Below are 18,556 nucleotides of genomic sequence, written 5' to 3'. Positions count from 1 at the left end.
CTCGGCGGCAGGCAGGAGATGGTCACGCCTTCGTCAGCGATGACCTGACAGGTTTTCTCGGCGCTCCACAGTTCCTGGTCGCGGATCACCAGGCGGCTGCCAAAGGCCAGCGGCACGGTCCAGCGCTCCAGGGCACCGTCGAAGCTGATCGAGGCGAAGTGCAGCTCTACATCATCCGGGGTCATGCCATAGCGCTGGCCAATGGTCTGGACATGCATGGTCAGGCCGAGGTGGTTCACCGCCACGCCCTTGGGCTGGCCGGTGGAGCCGGAGGTGTAGATCAGGTAGGCCAGATTGAGCGGATGCAGCTGCACGGCATGCGTCGAAGCTTCGAAGACAGACAGATCGAGCCGATCCAGATACAGCGGCTCTACGCCCTCGCCCAGCGGCAGGCGTTCCGCCAGGTCGGACGACGTGATCAGCCACTTCAGCCCCGAATCCTCGACCATATAGCTGAGGCGTTCACGCGGGTAGTCCGGGTCGAGCGGCACAAAGGCGCCGCCGGACTTCAGCACCGCCAACATGGCCACGATCATAGCATTGCCACGCTCCAGCGAAACGCCGACACGCGACTCCGGCTGCACGCCGTGCGCCACCAGCAGATTGGCCAGGCGATTGGAGCGCACATCCAGTTCGGCGAAGGCAATGCGCTCGCCGCCATGCACCAAAGCGATGGCATCCGGACGCAGACGCGCCTGCTCGGCAATCAGCTCGGGCAACAGGCGCGCGGCATCGAAGTCCTGTCGCGGCGTATTCCACTCGCTCAGCTGCGCCAGTTCAGGTGCAGTCACCAGCGCCACTTCACCCAGCGCCGCCTGGGGCTGGCTGGCGAAACCGTCGAGCACTTCGAGGAAGCCGGCGATCAGGCGCTCGATGCTGCTCTCGGCGAACAGATCGGCCGCATAGGCGAAGTTGATCAGCAGCTCGTCGCCACGGTCGCGCACGGCGTCCAGGGCCAGGTCGAAGGGAATCTGGCTGGATGGCAGCTCTGCCAGCTGGGTCTCGATGCCCGGCAGCCAGTTGGCCGCCAGCGGGTGCTGGCGACGGTAGTTGAAGGCCACCTGGAACAGCGGCTGCTGGCCCAGGCTGCGGCTCGGTGCCAGTTCTTCCACCAGGCGCTCGAAAGGCATTTCCTGGTTGGCCTGGGCCTGTTTGAGGCCGGTACGGGCCTGCTCCAGCCACTCAGCCACCGACAGCTCGGGGCGCGGCTCGGCCTTGAGCACCACGGTGTTGACGAAGAAACCAACCAGGCGTTCGAAGCCCTTGGCACGGCCGGCGACCGGCACGCCGATGCGCACTTCGCGCTGGCCGGAGAGGCGCGCCAGCTGCAGCTGCAGCGCCGCCAGCAGTACGGTGAACAGGGTGGCGCCGTTGGCCTTGGCCAGGTCGCTAAGGCGCGCCACTAGCGCAGGCTCCACCTGCAAAGTGCGGTAGGCGGCGCGGCGCGCGGCCTGGGCATTGTGCGGGTAGTCCGGCGTCAAGCTCAGCGGCGGCTGCTCGCCACCGAGGCGCTCGCGCCAGAAGGCCATCTGCCGGGCGCCGGCCTCGCTGCCCAGCCACTCGCGCTGGCCCACGGCGTACTCGCTGTACTGCACGGGTTGCGGGGTCATGAACGGCTGGCGATTCTGCAGGCGGGCGCGATAGAACTCGGCCATCTCCTCCACCAGCACGCGTACCGACCAGGCGTCGGAGATGATGTGGTGCATGCCCACGGCCAGGGCATGGCTGTTCTCGCCCAGGCGATACAGGGCGCAGCGCACCAGCGGGCCGCGGGTCAGGTCGTAGCCGGCCTCGATGAAATCGCGAGTCAGGGATTCGACCTGCTCGGCGCCACCCTCCAGCTCGATGATTTCCAGCGGCATGCAGCCGGTCGGCAGCACTGCCTGCTGGGCCAGGCCGTCGTGCTCGCGGAACACGGTGCGCAGCGCGGCGTGGCGCGAATACACCTGGTCCAGGCCATGGCGCAGGCTGTCCATGTCCAGCTGGCCGTCGAAACGCAGCACGCCGCCGATGTTGTAGGCGGTGCTGCCGCTTTCCAGGCGGCTGAAGAACCACAGCCGCTGCTGGGCGAAGGACAGCGGCGCCCACTCCAGGGCAGGGTTCGACGGGACTTGCGCGTTCATCTCAGCACCTCGCAAAGAGTGGCCTAGGCGCCCAGGGGCATGCCGGCCGCCTCGCGCCGCAGCAGGCGCGTGGCATGGAATTCGATCAGGGACAGCAGTTCGTCTTCCTGGGGGCGCAGATAGGCGTGATCGCCATCCAGCCATTCCAGGGTGAAAGGGCCGCGGGTCTCGCGGCGCCAGGCATGCAGGTCATCCTCGCTCAGGCAGTCGCGGCGTGCGCCGAGCACGTGCAGGGCGCAGGGCAAGGGTGCGCGGCGCTGGTAGCGGTAGCTCTCGGCCAGGGCGAAGTCGCTGCGCAGCACCGGCAACAGTTCGCGGCGGAACAGCGGGTCGGCCAGCAACTCGCGCGGCAGGCGGGCGAAACCGTCCAGGCCGGCGAACAGTTCACCGTCGCTGCGCGAGGTCATGCGTGGCGCCTGCAGGCGTCGGGATGGCGCGCGGGACGCCGAGGCGAACAGCGCCAGCGGCGCCTCATGCCCGTCGGCGATCAGTGCCTGGGCCAGCTCAAAGGCGAGCATGGCGCCCAGGCTGTGGCCCCATAGCAGGTACGGACCGTTGCACTCGCGCCGCCAGGCCTGCTTGAGATCGGCCAGCAGCGCCGGCATTTCCTGGCACAGCGGCTCGCCCTCGCGGGCGCCGCGACCTGGCAACTCCAGCGGGCAGACTTCCAGCCAACGCGGCAGGCGCTTACGCCAGCGTGCATAAGGCATGGCGCTGGCGCCGGCATGAGCCAGGCAGAACAGCTGCATCAGGCGTCCATGGCCTCGCGCAAGCTACGCGGGCGCATGTCGGTCCAGACACTGGCGATATGCGCCAGACAGGTCGGCTTGTCGCCGCGTACGCCTTCCTCGCGCCAGCCGGCCGGAACGGCCTTGTAGGCGGGCCAGATGGCGTACTGCTGCTCGTCGTTGACCACGACCAGAAAGGTGGTTTCCGGGTTGTCCAGGCTCATGGGGTATCCCTCGTGAAAAGTGGCACGCTTTAAAGACGGACGAAGCTGCGAATAATTTGCATTTAATTCGATTGCGCAGACGTGACGGTGCCCGGCAGGACTCGAGAGCCTGCCCTTGACCTCGCCATTGGAGAAACAGAGCAACCACCAGCCATCCCCGGCTGGCAGCTAGCGAACGAAGGGCCTTGGGACGCTCGGTTTACGAGCGACTAATGAGCAATCCCAAAGCCCATGCCATAACGTGAAATCAGGCCGGGATGGAACCGCCGATTTCACGCACGGCATCCTGCGTGGCGCGGTCGCGGGCCTCGCCGGTGAGCTCGGAGAGGCGACCACCGTCCATCTTCAGCAGGCGATCGGCCTGGTCGAAGTAATGGTCATCGTGGGTGATGGCGAGCACGGTCTTGCCGGCCGCCTTCAGCTGCGGCAACAGCTCGCGGTAAAACAGGCGACGGAACAGCGGGTCTTGGTCGGCGGCCCATTCGTCGAGGATCAGAATGTCCCGGTCCTCGAGCATCGCCAGCATCAGCGCCAGGCGCTTGCGCTGGCCCTGGGAGAAGCGCGTATCGGCCAGGCGGCCCTTGGCGAAGCGCACCTTGTGGCGCAGGCGCAGGCGGTCCAGCCATTGCCCCACCAACGACTCGTCGACTTCGGCACCGGCCGGGCCGAGCAGACGGGCGAACAGATGGAAGTCGGTGTACACGCTGGCGAAGAGCTGGCGGTAGGCCTGCCACTCGTGGGGCTGCACGGCACGGCCGTCGAGGCGGATATCGCCTGCAGCCGGGCGATGCAGGCCGGTGAGCAGGCGCGCCAGCGTCGACTTGCCGCTGCCGTTGCCTCCGACCAGGAACACCAGTTCGCCGCGGCGCAGCTCAAGGTCGATGGGGCCGACGTCGAAGCCGGCCTCGTCGCCCTCGCCCGGATAGCGGTACTCGACGCCGTCCAGGCGCAGGCTCTGCCAGTCGCCCAAGCGTTGAGTCGGCACGATCTCGGCGGTTTCCGGCGCCAGCTCCAGAGACTCCAGCTTGTCCAGCGAGATACGCGCGGCCAGCAGGCTGGGCAGCGCGGCGACAGTGGCGACCATCGGCGCACGCAGGAACAGCACGGTCAGGGCGAAGGTGGCGGCGACCTCGCCGGAGGCCCAGCCCAGGCCGCTGGCGCAGAAGAACACCAGGCCGATGCTGCCCAGCACCATGGCGTTGGCCCAGTTACCGGCGAGACCGTTGAAGATGTCGGCGCGGGTGACGTTGTCGCGGTAGGCGCGGGCGTCGCGGTCGAACTCCTCGTCGTAGAGCAGGCGCGCGCGGTCGCGGTTGAGCGCCAGCTCCTTGCGGCCGTCGATGATCGCCTGGTAGTCCTGGTACAGGTGGTCTTCAGCCTCGCGCAGCAGGCGAATGTGGTGGTTGACCTTGCCGACGAAGAACCAGCCCACCAGCAGGGTCAGCCCCAGCCAGCCGGCGGTGACGCCGAACAGTGCCGGCGAAAGCCAGGCCAGATAGCTGAATGCGGCGATGCTGAGGATCAAACCGTAGGTCAGCTCCGGCATATAGACGAAGGCGATGGTGATGTTGCGGATGTCGCTGGACAGGCTGGCGAGGATGCGCGCGCCGCCGATCTGCTCGAGGCGCTCGATGTCGGTGTCCAGCACGCGGCGCACCAGGCTGCGGCGCAGGCGGTAGACGAAGCGGTGGCCGAGGGTGTGCAGCGCCACCTGCCCCGCTCCTGAACAGACCAATAGCAGCGCCAGCAGGCCGAGGAAGCTGAACAGCGTGGTCGCCAGCTCGCCTTCCAGGCGGATCAGCTTGAGGTTGATGAAGGCGATCACGCCGACGCTGAGCACCGCGCTGCACAGGCTCAGCAGGACGATGCCGGAGAGCGGCAGGCGGTTATCGCGGAACAGCAGCTTGAGCAGTTTCATGGCGGGTCCAGAACGGCGGGAATCAGGCCGCCTCGGGTTGGAGGCGGCTGCGGCAGTGACTCAGGGCGTCACGCAGGAGGAAATGCACCAAGGTCGGCGAGGCGCTGAGATGGCTGGCCACCTCCCGCTGACTGTAGCCTTCCAGCTGGCTCATGGTGAACACGGTGCGGGTGCGCTCGGGCAGTTCGCCGAGGGCGTGCTGAAGGCGCTGCCACTCGAGTTGGCCGATGGCGCGTTGCTCGGGGCCGGACTGCGGCGCTGGCAGCTCGTCGAGCAATTCATCGTCGGCGCTGTAACGGCCCTCGAGAATCTGCCGACGCAGGCGGTCGATGGACAGGTTGCGCACCATACGGAACAGGTAGCGCAGGGGATCTTCGATGGCGTGGCGGTCGCCGCTCTCCCAGAGCTTGAGGAAGGCGTCGTGCACCACGTCCTCGGCCCGCGCACGGCATCCGAGCACGCCTTGGGCGGCATCGATCAGCACCCGCCGGTGGCCGGCGTACAGGCTCTCCAGCCCGGCATCCCTGCTCAAGCGTACTGGCGTACCGCCAGGCTCGCCCCAACTCTGAAGCACTCCCATAGCCCGATCCTCGGCTGTGTTGTGAGGCGCATCTTAATGATAATCCTTATCAATTCAAGCGTCGGCAGCGACTTTTTCCACGCCATAAAAAATGCCGCCCGAAGGCGGCATTTTGCCAGCATGATCGAGCCGTTACGGCTCCAGCGTCATTACCACGCGCCCGCCGGACGGGCAGGTCTCCATGAACTCGTTGGCGGCGACGAAATCCTCGAAGGCGAAGCTCTTCGAGATGGTCGGCTTAAGCAGGCGATCAGCCGTCATCTGGTTGATCCGCACCAGCGCCTTCTGCACCGCCTCCTCGTTGCGCTGCAGGCCCAGGTCCGGCTGGCCGGTGAAGTCCAGCACGCAGTGGCGGAAGAACTGCAGGTGCTTCTTGAACGCCGCGCAGGCCGGGAACGCCGCGTCGTTGCCACCGTTCACCCCATAGATGATCAGCTTGCCGCGGGTCGCGGCGACGTCGCCGAGCAACTTCATCTGCGGGCCGGCGCACTGGTCCAGCACGACTTCGACGCCCTTGCCGTCGGTGAAGCGTTCCACCTCCAGGACCAGGTCCTGTTCCTCGGTATCGATCACCTTGTCGGCGCCCAGCTCGCGCAGATAGGCGCGGGTGCTGCCGTCGCTGGTGGAGGCGATGACCTCGGCGCCGAGCGCCTTGGCCATCTGCACCGCCTGGGGTGCCAGGCAATGGGAGGCCTCGGTGATCAGTACGCGCTGGCCCGGCTGCACATCGGCCAGGTCGACCAGGGCGAAGTACGCCAGCAGGTAGGGGGTGTAGTGCACCGCCGCCTCGGCCGGCGTGAGCACATCGGGATAACGGGTCAGTGCGCGGCGCGGCATCAGCACCAGATCACCCCAGGCCGGGTACTGGTTGGAGCTGAAGGCCGGAAAACTGGCGACGGCCATGCCGGGCGCGAGGTCCTCGACACCGGGGCCGACGGCCTCGACCACGCCGGCCAGCTCGAAGCCGACGCCGGCCGGCAGCCGGGCGGTTTCGTCCGGAGACAGGCTCTGGCGCCACAGCACATCGCGCCAGCCGACGCCGAGCGCCTGGTTACGCACCAGCACTTCGCCGTGGCCGGGTTTCGGGGTGGGCAAATCCTCCAGACGCAGCACATTGGCATCGCCGAACTGGTGGAAGCGGATCATGCGGGACATCACACACCTCGCCGTGGACTCTATGGCCCCGGACTCTATACGGGCTTATCCATCGACACCACCCGCGCACATTGATAGTCACCATAAATGTGGATGATCGGGGTGCCGAGGCTCATGGCTGACGAAACGGCCAACCTCGCTCTTGACGTTATCTTGCCACGGACGCACCTTTCACACACCCAACATGGATGAGCACGATGAACCGCAACGACCTGCGCCGTGTCGACCTGAACCTGCTGATCGTGTTCGAGACGCTGATGCACGAACGCAGCGTGACACGCGCGGCGGAAAAGCTGTTCCTCGGCCAGCCCGCCATCAGTGCCGCCCTCGCCCGCCTGCGTAGCCTGTTCGACGACCCGCTGTTCGTGCGCACCGGCCGCACCATGGAACCGACGGCGCGGGCCAACGAGATCTTCGCCCTGCTCTCCCCGGCGCTGGACTCCATCTCCACCGCCGTCAGCCGCGCCACCGACTTCGACCCCGCCACCAGCAATGCGGTGTTCCGCATCGGTCTGTCCGATGACGTCGAGTTCGCCCTGCTGCCGCTGCTGTTGCGCCGCCTGCGTGCCGAGGCGCCCGGTGTGTCGCTGGTGGTGCGCCGCGCCAACTACCTGCTGATGCCCAACCTGCTGGCCTCCGGCGAGATCTCCGTGGGCGTCGCCTACACCGAGGAGCTGCCGGCCAACGCCAAGCGCAAGGTGATCCGCCGCGGCGGCTCGCGCGTGCTGCGTGCCGACAGCGTGCCCGGCAGCCTCAGCCTCGACGACTTCAGCACCAGGCCGCATGCCCTGGTGTCGTTCGCCGGCGACCTGATCGGCTTCATCGACGAGGAACTGGAGAAGCTCGGACGCAAGCGCCGCGTGGTGCTGGGTGTGCCGCAGTTCAACGGCCTCGGCGCCCTTCTTGCGGAAACCGACCTGCTCGCCACCGTGCCGGACTACACCGCCGCCGCCCTCACCGCCGCCGGCGGCCTGCGCGCCGAGAAGCTGCCGTTCGACGGCCCCACCTTCGAGCTGCACATGGTCTGGCGCGGCGCTCAGGACAATGACCCCGCCGAGCGCTGGCTGCGCTCGCGCATCCAGATGTTCTGCGGCGATCCGGACAGCCTGGGCTGATCCACCCAGCGCTCTGGCACGGGCGCCGCAGGAACTATTAACGCGAGCGAGCGAATCATCATTCCGGATGATAGTCATTTTCGGATCTTTCGATTCGTGCCTTCAAACTCCGCCGCGCAGACTCCGCCCATCTTCAAATCCGACTGGCGGAGTCATACATGGAACAGTCACGCAATCTCTCCTGGCGCTTCCCTCTGGCCATCGCCGCGGCCCTGGTGCTCAGCGCCTGCGGCAAGAGCGAGGAAACCGGCCAGCAGATGCCGGCCGCCAAGGTCAGCATCGCCGAGGTCATCGAACAACCGATCAACGAATGGGACGAGTTCACCGGCCGCCTGGAAGCGCCTGAGTCGGTCGAAGTCCGTCCGCGCGTCTCCGGCTACATCGACCGCGTCGCCTTCGACGAAGGCAGTCTGGTCAAGAAAGGCGACCTGCTGTTCCAGATCGACCCGCGCCCCTTCGAGGCCGAGGTCAAGCGTCTGCAGGCCCAGCTGCAACAGGCCCGCGCCAACCAGACCCGCGCCGCCAGCGAGGCCCGTCGTGGCGAGCGCCTGCGCCAGAGCAACGCGATCTCCGCCGAGCTGGCCGATGCCCGCGCCAGCGCCGCCACCGAGGCTCAGGCCGCGGTCGCCGCGACCCAGGCCGAACTGGACAACGCCCAGCTCAACCTCAGCTTCACCCGCATCACCTCGCCAATCGACGGCCGCGTCAGCCGCGCCGAGATCACCGAAGGCAACCTGGTCGGCGCCGGCCAGTCGCTGCTGACCACCGTTGTCTCCACCGACAAGGTGTACGCCTACTTCGACGCCGACGAGCGCGTGTTCCTCAAGTACATCGAACTGGCGCGCAAGGCCGGCAGCGATGCTCGCGGCGCCAGCCCGGTCTACCTTGGCCTGTCCAGCGAGAGCGGCCACCCGCACGAGGGGCAGCTGGACTTCCTCGACAACCAGGTCAATCCGCGCACCGGCACCATCCGCGGTCGCGCGGTGTTCGACAACCAGGACGGCCGCTTCATCCCCGGCCTCTACGCCCGCCTCAAGCTGGTCGGCAGCGGCACCTACCCGGCCGCGCTGATCAAGGACGAAGCGGTCGGTACCGACCTGGGCAAGAAGTTCGTCCTGGTGCTCGGCGACAACAACACCGTGAACTACCGCGCCATCGAACTGGGCCCGAAGCTGGAAGGCCTGCGCATCGTCCGCAGCGGCCTTTCCAAGGGCGAGAAGATCGTGGTCAACGGCCTGCAGCGCGCCATGCCCGGTGCCACCGTTGACCCGCAGTCCGTACCGATGGCCGACGAGGCCACCCTCGCCCAGCTGGCGCGCCTGCGCCAGGCCGTGGATGGCCGCGACGCCCCGCGCGTGGCCGAACAACAAGCCAAATCCAGCAACGCGCCGCGCGGCTGAGGTAGAACGCCATGAACTTCTCCCAGTTCTTCATCAGGCGGCCGATCTTCGCCGCCGTGCTGTCCCTGCTGGTGCTGATCGCCGGTGCGATCTCGCTGTTCCAGCTGCCGATCAGCGAATACCCGGAAGTGGTGCCGCCCACCGTGGTGGTGCGCGCCAACTTCCCCGGCGCCAACCCCAAGGTGATCGGCGAGACCGTCGCCTCGCCGCTGGAGCAGGCCATCGTCGGCGTGGAAGGCATGCTCTACATGTCCTCCCAGTCGACCGCCGACGGCAAGCTGACCCTGACCATCACCTTCGCCCTGGGTACCGACCTGGACAACGCCCAGGTACAGGTGCAGAACCGCGTGACCCGCACCATGCCGACCCTGCCCACCGAGGTGCAGCGGCTCGGCGTGACCGTGGACAAGGCCTCCCCGGACCTGACCATGGTGGTGCACCTGACCTCGCCGGATCAGCGCTACGACATGCTCTACCTGTCCAACTACGCCGCGCTCAACGTCAAGGATGAGCTGGCGCGCCTGGACGGCGTGGGCGACGTGCAGCTGTTCGGCATGGGCAACTACTCGCTACGCGTGTGGCTGGACCCGAACAAGGTGGCTTCGCGCAACCTCACCGCCACCGACGTGGTCAACGCCATCCGCGAGCAGAACCGCCAGGTCGCCGCCGGCGCCCTCGGCGCACCGCCGTCGGATGCCGGCAACAGCTTCCAGCTGTCGATCAACACCCAGGGCCGTCTGGTCAGCGAGGAGGAGTTCGAGAACATCATCATCCGCGCCGGCGAAGACGGCGAGATCACCCGCCTCAAGGACATCGCCCGTATCGAACTGGGCTCCAGCCAGTACGCCCTGCGTTCGCTGCTGAACAATCAGCCTGCCGTGGCCATCCCGGTGTTCCAGCGTCCCGGTTCCAACGCCATCGAGATCTCCGACTCGGTGCGCGAGCGCATGGCGGAGCTTAAGCAGGCCTTCCCCCAGGGCATGGACTACGAGATCGTCTACGACCCGACCATCTTCGTGCGCGGCTCCATCGAGGCAGTGGTGCACACCCTGCTCGAGGCCATCGTGCTGGTGGTGCTGGTAGTGATCCTGTTCCTGCAGACCTGGCGTGCCTCGATCATCCCGCTGGCCGCCGTGCCGGTGTCGCTGATCGGCACCTTCGCCGTGATGCACATGTTCGGCTTCTCGCTCAACGCGCTGTCGCTGTTCGGCCTGGTGCTGGCCATCGGCATCGTGGTGGACGACGCCATCGTGGTGGTGGAGAACGTCGAGCGGAACATCGGCCTGGGCAAATCGCCGGTGGAAGCGACCCGTCAGGCCATGAAGGAAGTGACCGGCCCCATCGTCGCCACCGCCCTGGTGCTGTGCGCCGTGTTCGTGCCGACCGCGTTCATCTCCGGCCTCACCGGGCAGTTCTACCAGCAGTTCGCGCTGACCATCGCCATCTCCACCGTGATCTCGGCGTTCAACTCGCTGACCCTGTCGCCGGCCCTGGCTGCCGTGCTGCTGAAGGATCACCACGCGCCGAAGGACCGTTTCTCCCGCGTGCTGGACAAACTGTTCGGCGGCTGGCTGTTCGCCCCGTTCAACCGCTTCTTCGATCGCGCCAGCCATGGCTACGTCGGTACCGTGAAGCGCGTGCTGCGCGGCAGCTCCATCGCCCTGTTGGTCTACGGCGGGTTGCTGGTGCTCGGTTACCTGGGTTTCTCCAGCACGCCGACCGGCTTCGTGCCGCAGCAGGACAAGCAGTACCTGGTCGCCTTCGCCCAGCTGCCGGACGCGGCCACCCTCGACCGCACCGAGGACGTGATCAAGCGCATGTCGGAAATCGCCGGCAAGCATCCGGGCGTGGAGAACACCGTGGCCTTCCCGGGCCTGTCGATCAACGGCTTCACCAACAGCCCGAACAGCGGCATCGTGTTCACCCCGCTCAAGCCGTTCGACGAGCGCACCGACCCGAGCCTCTCGGCCAGTGCCATCGCCGCCGAGCTGAACGCCCAGTTCGCCGAGATCCAGGACGCCTACATCGCCATCTTCCCGCCGCCACCCGTGCAAGGTCTCGGCACCATCGGTGGTTTCCGTCTGCAGATCCAGGACCGCGGCAGCCTCGGCTACGAGGAGCTGTACGCCCAGACCCAGAACATCCTGGCCAAGGCGCGCGCGCTGCCGGAGCTGAACCCGATGTCGGTGTTCACCAGCTACCAGGTCAACGTACCGCAGATCGATGCCAACATCGACCGCGAAAAGGCCAAGACCCATGGCGTGGCCATCAGCGACATCTTCGACACCATGCAGGTGTACTTGGGCTCGCTGTACGCCAACGATTTCAACCGTTTCGGCCGCACCTACCAGGTCAACGTCCAGGCCGAGCAGCAGTTCCGTCTGGAGCCTGAGCAGATCGGCCAGCTGAAGGTGCGCAACAACCGTGGCGAGATGATCCCGCTGTCGACCTTCGTCAAGGTGGACAACAGCGCAGGTCCCGACCGGGTGATGCACTACAACGGCTTCCTCACCGCCGAGATCAACGGCGCGGCAGCCCCGGGCTACAGCTCCGGCCAAGCCGAGGCGGCCATCGCCAAGCTGCTCAAGGAGGAACTGCCCAACGGCATGACCTACGAGTGGACCGAGCTGACCTACCAGCAGATCCTCGCCGGTAATACCGCGATCTTCATCTTCCCGCTCTGCGTGCTGCTGGCCTTCCTGGTGCTGGCCGCCCAGTACGAGAGCTGGAGCCTGCCGCTGGCGGTGATCCTGATCGTACCGACCGTGCTGTTCTCCGCCATCGTCGGGGTGATCCTGGCCGGCGGAGACAACAACGTGTTCACCCAGATCGGTTTGATCGTATTGGTGGGCCTGGCATGCAAGAACGCCATCCTCATCGTCGAATTCGCCAAGGAGAAACAGGAGGAAGGCCTGGACCGCATGGCCGCTGTGCTGGAAGCCTGCCGCCTGCGTCTGCGCCCGATCCTGATGACCTCCATCGCCTTCATCATGGGCGTGGTGCCTCTGGTGCTGTCGAGCGGCGCTGGTGCCGAGATGCGCCATGCCATGGGTGTGGCGGTGTTCAGCGGGATGATCGGCGTGACCTTCTTCGGCCTGCTGCTGACCCCGGTGTTCTACGTGCTGATCCGCGCCTTCGTGGAGAAGCGCGAGGCGCGCAAGGCCAACCAGATCGCTCACGAGGTACATGCATGAAGCCGTTGATTCCCGCCTTGCTCGCCCTCGCCGTCAGTGCATGCGCCGTCGGCCCGGACTATAAGGCGCCAGAAACCCAGCCCGCGCAGATCGCTGCGCTGGAGGCCGGCGACTACGACCGCACCGACTTCGAAGCGGCCTGGTGGCAGCAGTTCGACGACCCGTCCCTGAGCCAACTGGTGCAGCAGTCGCTCAAGGAAAACCGCGAGCTGCGCGTGGCCTTCGCCCGCCTGCGCGCCGCTCGCGCCATCCGCGACGACGTCGGCAACGACCAGATGCCAGTGATCACCAGCCGCGCCAGTGGTGAGTTCGGCAAGGCCCAGCAGCCACCGACCAGCGAGGAGCGCATCCGCCAGGAGCGCTACGACCTGGGCCTGGACATGGCCTGGGAGCTCGACCTGTTCGGCCGCATCCAGCGCAGCATCGAAGCCAGCGAGGCACAGAGCGAGGCCGCCGAGGCCGAGCTGTATCAGCTGCAGGTCAGCCTGATCGCCGAGCTGGTGGACGCCTACGGCAACCTGCGGGGCGCACAGCTCAGGGAGCGGATCGCCCGCGACAACCTGAAGAACCAGAGCCAGTCACGCGCACTCACCGAGCAGCTGCGTGACGCCGGCATCGGCAGCGAGCTGGACGTGCTGCGCGCCGACGCCCGCCTGGCCGCTACCGAGGCCAGCCTGCCGCAGCTGCAGGCCGAAGAGGTGCGCGCACGCAACCGCATCGCCACCCTGCTCGGCCAGCGTCCGGAGCAGTTGACCGTGGACCTGTCGCCGAGGCCGCTGCCGGTGATCGCCAAGGCCCTGCCCATCGGCGATCCCGCCGAGCTGCTGCGCCGCCGTCCGGACATTCGCGTGGCCGAGCGCGAGCTGGCTGCTGCCACCGCCAACGTCGGCGTAGCCACCGCCGACCTGTTCCCACGGGTGAGTCTGTCCGGCTTCCTCGGCTTTACCGCCGGGCGTGGTTCGCAGCTCGGCGCCGCCGATGCCAGAGCCTGGGGCGTGGCACCGACCATCAGCTGGGCGGCGTTCGATCTGGGCAGTGTGCGGGCCCGCCTGCGCGGCGCCGAGGCCGACGCCGATGGCGCCCTGGCCAGCTACGAGCAGCAGGTGCTGCTGGCCCTGGAAGAATCGGAAAACGCCTTCAGCGACTACGCCAAGCGCCAACAGCGCCTGGTCTCGCTGGTACGCCAGTCCGAGGCCAGCCGCGCGGCTGCGGCCCAGGCCGCGGTGCGCTACCGCGAAGGCACCGAGGACTTCCTCGTGTTGCTCGACGCAGAACGCGAACGCCTGGCCGCCGAAGACGCCCAGGCCATTGCCGAGATCGAGCTGTACCGCGGCATCGTTGCCATCTACAAGGCCCTCGGCGGCGGCTGGCAGCCCAGCGCCTGACGCTCAACCCTTCCCTCCTGGGCCGACCCCGCTCTTTGTCGGCCACTGCGCTCCCCCACGGTACAGTTCCTTGTCCGTGGGGATTTTTTTGCTCAGCGTACCGCGCCGATGCGCTCGCGCAGACGCCGGTTCTCCCGGTGCAGCTCGCGCAGTTGGAAGGCTTCGCGCACCTGGCTGCGTAGGTCGTCCGGCTCCCACGGGCTGGTGACGAAGCGATAGATCACGCCCTCGTTGACCGCCTTGAGAATGCTGCCGACCTCGCTGGCCTGGCTGAGCAGCATGCGCACTGCGTCGGGGTAGATGGTCCTGATCTTGCGCAGCAGCTCCATGCCGCCCATGTCGGCGAGTCTCAATTCGGCGAGCACCACGTCAACCGGATACGCAGCCATCAGGCTCAAGGCCTCGGCACCGCTGGTGGCCTCGAGGATCCGGTAGTTCTGCAGGCGTAGCGCCTTGCGTATGGCCTCCTGGGAGTCTTGCCCGGGCTCGATGATCAGCAGATAGCGCTCCGCCCCGTCGAGGATGTTGGTCGGCAGGCTGAGCGGCGCGTTGCCCTGGAGAAACTGCATGCAGGCCAGGGGCGGCAGCGGCGGCGAGTAGTAGTAGCCCTGCATCTCGTCGCACCCCGCGGCGCGCAGGAAGTTCATCTGCTCGGCCTGCTCCACTCCCTCGGCGATGACCCGGATGCCCAGGTTGTGGCCGATGGAGATCATCGATCGCGCCAGCGACGCGCTGTCCGGCTCGGTGAGGATGTCGGTGATGAAGCTGCGGTCGATCTTCAGCTGGCTGAAGGGGAAGCGCTTGAGGTAGCCGAGCGAGGAGTAGCCAGTGCCGAAGTCGTCGATCGAGAAGCACACGCCCAAATCGCACAGGCGCTGCATCTTGCGCTGTACCATCACGGCGTCGCTGGCCAGGATGGTCTCGGTCAGCTCGACCTTGACCCAGCGTGGCGGAATGCCCTGGGCCTTGAGCACGCCGAGAATGCGCTCGATGAAATCGTCCTCGGCGAAGCTGATGGCCGAGAAGTTCACCGCCACGCTGAGGTCCTGGCCGAAGAACTCACGCCAGATCACCAGTTGCTTGCACACCACCTCGAACACATAGAAGTCGATGGAGACGATCCAGCCGGTTTCCTCGGCCAGCGGAATGAATTCCGCCGGCGACACGATGCTGCCCTCCCGGCTCCAGCGCACCAGCGCCTCGAAGCCGCACAGGCGACCGCTCTGCAGGTCCAGCTGCGGCTGATAGAAGACGATGAACTCCTGGTTCTGCAGGGCATGGCGGATCTGCCGTTCGAGGGCCAGGCGCGATTGCACCTGCTCGTTCATTTCCGGCATGAAGGCGCACAGGCGGTTACGCCCCTGATGCTTGGCCTGGTACATGGCGGTGTCGGCGTTGCGCAGCAAAGTCTCGGCATCGCGGCCGTCGGCCGGGTAGCAGCAGAAGCCGATGCTGCAGCTGACCAGCACCTCCTGATCGTCGAGCATCACCGGTGTGGCGATACTGTTCTTCAGGTTCTCCAGCCAGCTGATCTGCTCGCTGAGCTGCATGCCGTCGACCAACAGGATGACGAACTCGTCGCCGCCCAGGCGAGCCACCGTATCGATGTCACGCACACCGGCGCGCAGGCGGTTGGCGACTTCGATTAATAGCTGGTCGCCGACCGAATGGCCCAGGCTGTCGTTGACCACCTTGAAGTTGTCGACGTCCATGAAGGCGATGGTGAACTGGCTGCCGTCGCGGCTGGCGAAGGCCATCGCCTGACCGATGCGGTCGTTGAGCAGGTTGCGGTTGGGTAGGCCGGTGAGACCGTCGTGGTTGGCCTGGTGCTCCAGCTCCTCCTGATACCGCTTGCTCTCGGTGACGTCGTGGAGAATGCCGACGAAGTGGCTGAGCTTGCCGCGGTCATTGATCACTGGCGCCACGCGCAGGTCGTTCCAGAATTCCGAGCCGTCCTTGCGGAAGTTGCGCAGCAGCGCCGCGCCCTCCTCCTGATCGCGCAGCGCGCGGCGGATGTTGTCCAGTTCCGGCTGGTCATGGGCCTGGCCCTGGAGGAAACGGCAGTTGCGGCCGAGCACCTCGTCCACCGCGTAGCCGGTGATGCGCTCGAAGGCCGGGTTGGCGTAGACGATGGGATGGTCCGGCTGCTCGGCGTCGGTGATGATCACCGCGTTGACGCTGGCCTCCACGGCGCGGGTGCGGGTGCGGATTTCCAGGTCGCGGCGGCGCTGCTCGGTGATGTCCTGGATCACCACGATGGCGCCCTGGATCACCTGGTTGGCATCGAGAAACGGCACCGCGGAATTGAGGATGGTCTTGCGCTGGCCCTTGAAGGTCTCGATGTCGATCACTTCGTTGCGCGAGATCTTGCCTTCCCGGACCGCCCGCATCATCGACCAGTCGCTCTCGGTGATGCGCTCGCCGGTCTCCGCCCACCAGCCGCGGTAGTGGCCGTAGCCCTCGTTGCCGCCGGGATGCGAGCCGCCCCAGATCAGGCTGCTTTCCGGGTTGCTCATGATCAGCCGGCCCTGCTGGTCGGTGACGAAAACCCCCACCGGCAGGTTGTCGAGCACCTTGCGCAGCAGCTGCTCGCTCTTGGTCAGGGCATCGGTGCGCTGCTCCACCAGCTGCTCCATGCTCTCGAACAGGCGCACCCGGCCGAGTGCCATGGCCAGTTGCCGGCCGATCGAGGCCAGCGCGCTGAGCGACTCTTCCGACCAGGGCCGGGCATCGCGCTGCACCACGTTGAGCATGCCGATGGTTTCGCCGCTCAGCTGCAGCGGAATGCTGGCGTGGATGCCTTCGCCGGGCTTGTCGCTCAGCGCCGGGCATTGGTTGATGTTGCTCGGCTGGCTCAGGCGGTCCCTGACCCAGGCATGGCGGCATGGGCAGTTCTGCGCGCAGCGCTCCAGGTCGGCCGGCGAGTAGCTCGGCCCCCGCGAGCACGCGCCTGCCACTACGGCGGGCCGGGAGGCATCGCCGCCATTGCCCAGCAGCAGCCAGGCGCCCACGGCATCGGGAAACTCGAGAATGCGGCGCAGCGCCGCGTTGATCACATGGTGCTCGCTCTTGGCATCGGTCAGGCCGCTGGTGAAGTGGAACAGGCAGTTGAGCAACGAGTTGGTGCGGGTCAGCTCGTCGTGCTTGTGCTGCAGCTCCTGGTTCAGCCGTACGCCCTGCTCGTAGGTGGAGATCAGCAGGTCGAGGATCTGCTGGCGGCCGGCGGTGATGAAGTGCCGCTCGCCCTCCAGCACCACCTCCACGCCCATCTGCACCCGCTCGTGCGAGCGAAGCTCGAGGTTGATCAGGAAATAGCGGATGCGCGACATCAGGTACTTCTCGTCGAAGGGCTTGACGATAAAGTTGTCCGCGCCCGAGGCGAGGCCGTGGACCACGTCGCGGGCGTCCGCCAGCGAGGTGACCAGGATGATCGGGATGTTCTGGGTCTGTGCCGAGTTCTTGAGCTGGCGACACAGCTCGTAGCCGTCCATTTCCGGCATCACGATGTCGCTGATGACGATGGTCGGCTTGCGCACCGCGATCATCTCCAGCGCCTCGCGTCCATTGCGCGCCACGCGTACCTTGCAGCCGACGGCCTCAAGCATGTACTGCAACTCGGTGGCCTGGGTGGGACTGTCCTCAACCACCAGAATTTCGGCATCCGCGTACATCTGTCTACCTCCCTTGGATTCCATTCACTGCGACCATCTGTGCGGCGATTTCGTTGAGGGTTTCGGCGATGCCCTCGGGCGGCAGCACCCAATTGGCGACGCCCTGGGCAATGGCGGCCTTGGGCATGGAGTCGATCACCGCGGAGCTCGGCTCCTGGACCAGCGTCAGGCCGCCGGCACGGTGCAGCTCAGTCAGCCCCTGCACGCCGTCGCGGCCCATGCCGGACATCTGCACGGCGATCGCGCGCCGGCCGAAATGCCGTGCCACCGAGCGGAACAGGTGGTTGGCCGCCGGGCGCACGTGTTCCTCGGGCGGCCCGTCGTCGAGCAGCACGCTGCGATTGGCGGCGAAGCCGAGGTGGTGGCCGTCCGGCGCCAGGTAAAGCACGTCGGGCACCAGGCTCTGGCCGTGCTCGGCGATGCGCACCTGCATCGGCGTGAGGCTGGCCAGCCAATCGCGGAAGCTGGGCAAGAAACCGGGAGCGATGTGCTGCACCAGCACCACCGGCCAGGGCTGCGGTGCCAGCGCCTGCAGCAGTGCCTTGACCGCCATCGGCCCGCCGGCCGACGCGGCAATGGCCACCAGCTGTGGCGAACGCGCCGCGGCCTGCTCCACCAAGGTCGTGGCATTGGCGAGTCCGGTGGCCTCGGTGCGCCGCTTGCGCCGGCCGATGCGCACCTGGGACATGGTGCGCAGGGTGCGCAGCAGCTCCTCGATGCGGTCGGGAAAATCGTCCGAGGTCGGCGCCGAGGGTTTCTCCAGCACGGCCAGGGCGCCGGCCTCCAGCGCGCGCATGGCGGTGGCCGAGGCCTGGTGGTCGACACTGGCGGAGAGGATGACCACCGGCAGGCCGTGAAGCTCGAGAATGCGTTCGGTGGCCTCGTAGCCGTTCATGCCGGGCATGTGCACGTCCATGGTGATGATGTCCGGCGTGAGCTGGGTGAGCAGCTGCAACGCCTCGTCGCCGCCGCCGGCTTCATGCACCTCGAAGCCCTCGCCTTCGAGCACGGCGCGCAGCAGCATGCGGGTCACCGGCGAGTCGTCCACTATCAGCACACGCAT

12 protein-coding genes are annotated in these 18,556 nt (G+C 66.8%); 4 read left to right on the top strand and 8 right to left on the bottom strand.

The features are described 5' to 3' along the window. From NF616_RS19710 to NF616_RS19685, 6 genes are all read right to left on the bottom strand, one after another. A partial coding sequence (locus NF616_RS19710) for a condensation domain-containing protein (protein WP_252275472.1) occupies positions 1–2,123 on the bottom strand: 2,123 nt, incomplete at its 3' end. A gap of 23 nt (positions 2,124–2,146) precedes the next feature. Next, the gene (locus NF616_RS19705; RefSeq protein WP_252275471.1) at positions 2,147–2,872 is read right to left on the bottom strand and encodes a thioesterase II family protein; all 726 of its coding nucleotides are present in this window, start codon (positions 2,870–2,872) and stop codon (positions 2,147–2,149) included. Then, positions 2,872–3,075, bottom strand: coding sequence for an MbtH family protein (locus NF616_RS19700; protein WP_252275470.1), 204 nt, complete (start codon positions 3,073–3,075; stop codon positions 2,872–2,874). The genes NF616_RS19705 and NF616_RS19700 overlap by 1 nt, the downstream gene beginning before the upstream one ends. A 247-nt stretch (positions 3,076–3,322) precedes the next feature. Further along, entirely contained in the window at positions 3,323–4,993 is a 1,671-nt protein-coding gene (locus tag NF616_RS19695; RefSeq protein ID WP_252275469.1) for a multidrug ABC transporter permease/ATP-binding protein, read from the bottom strand. Positions 4,994–5,015: 22 nt separating this feature from the next. Continuing rightward, complete coding sequence (locus NF616_RS19690) at positions 5,016–5,573, bottom strand: sigma-70 family RNA polymerase sigma factor (RefSeq protein WP_252275468.1); 558 nt, start codon at positions 5,571–5,573, stop codon at positions 5,016–5,018. A gap of 132 nt (positions 5,574–5,705) precedes the next feature. Beyond that, complete coding sequence (locus NF616_RS19685) at positions 5,706–6,728, bottom strand: zinc-dependent alcohol dehydrogenase family protein (RefSeq protein WP_252275466.1); 1,023 nt, start codon at positions 6,726–6,728, stop codon at positions 5,706–5,708. A 197-nt stretch (positions 6,729–6,925) separates the two neighbouring features. Between NF616_RS19685 and NF616_RS19680 the strand changes: the two genes are divergently transcribed. From NF616_RS19680 to NF616_RS19665, 4 genes are all read left to right on the top strand, one after another. Next, positions 6,926–7,843, top strand: a complete 918-nt coding sequence (locus NF616_RS19680; protein ID WP_252275464.1) for a LysR family transcriptional regulator — start codon at positions 6,926–6,928, stop codon at positions 7,841–7,843. Positions 7,844–8,001: 158 nt separating this feature from the next. Beyond that, complete coding sequence (gene mexE / locus NF616_RS19675; RefSeq protein ID WP_252275463.1) at positions 8,002–9,243, top strand: multidrug efflux RND transporter periplasmic adaptor subunit MexE; 1,242 nt, start codon at positions 8,002–8,004, stop codon at positions 9,241–9,243. 11 nt (positions 9,244–9,254) lie between these two features. Then, on the top strand, positions 9,255–12,437 hold the full coding sequence (locus NF616_RS19670; RefSeq protein ID WP_252275461.1) for an efflux RND transporter permease subunit: 3,183 nt from the start codon (positions 9,255–9,257) through the stop codon (positions 12,435–12,437). Then, entirely contained in the window at positions 12,434–13,822 is a 1,389-nt protein-coding gene (locus NF616_RS19665; protein WP_252275459.1) for an efflux transporter outer membrane subunit, read from the top strand. The genes NF616_RS19670 and NF616_RS19665 overlap by 4 nt, the downstream gene beginning before the upstream one ends. A gap of 92 nt (positions 13,823–13,914) precedes the next feature. Here NF616_RS19665 and NF616_RS19660 read toward each other — a convergent pair whose 3' ends face one another. Beyond that, positions 13,915–17,493, bottom strand: a complete 3,579-nt coding sequence (locus NF616_RS19660; RefSeq protein WP_252275457.1) for an EAL domain-containing protein — start codon at positions 17,491–17,493, stop codon at positions 13,915–13,917. A gap of 4 nt (positions 17,494–17,497) precedes the next feature. After that, entirely contained in the window at positions 17,498–18,556 is a 1,059-nt protein-coding gene (locus NF616_RS19655; RefSeq protein WP_252275455.1) for a chemotaxis protein CheB, read from the bottom strand.

Origin of the sequence: Pseudomonas subflava (genome assembly GCF_023823685.1) — a bacterium.
Taxonomy (GTDB): domain Bacteria; phylum Pseudomonadota; class Gammaproteobacteria; order Pseudomonadales; family Pseudomonadaceae; genus Aquipseudomonas; species Aquipseudomonas subflava.
Note: the sequence above shows the minus strand (reverse complement) of the source record. Positions and strands in the feature narration are given on the sequence as shown.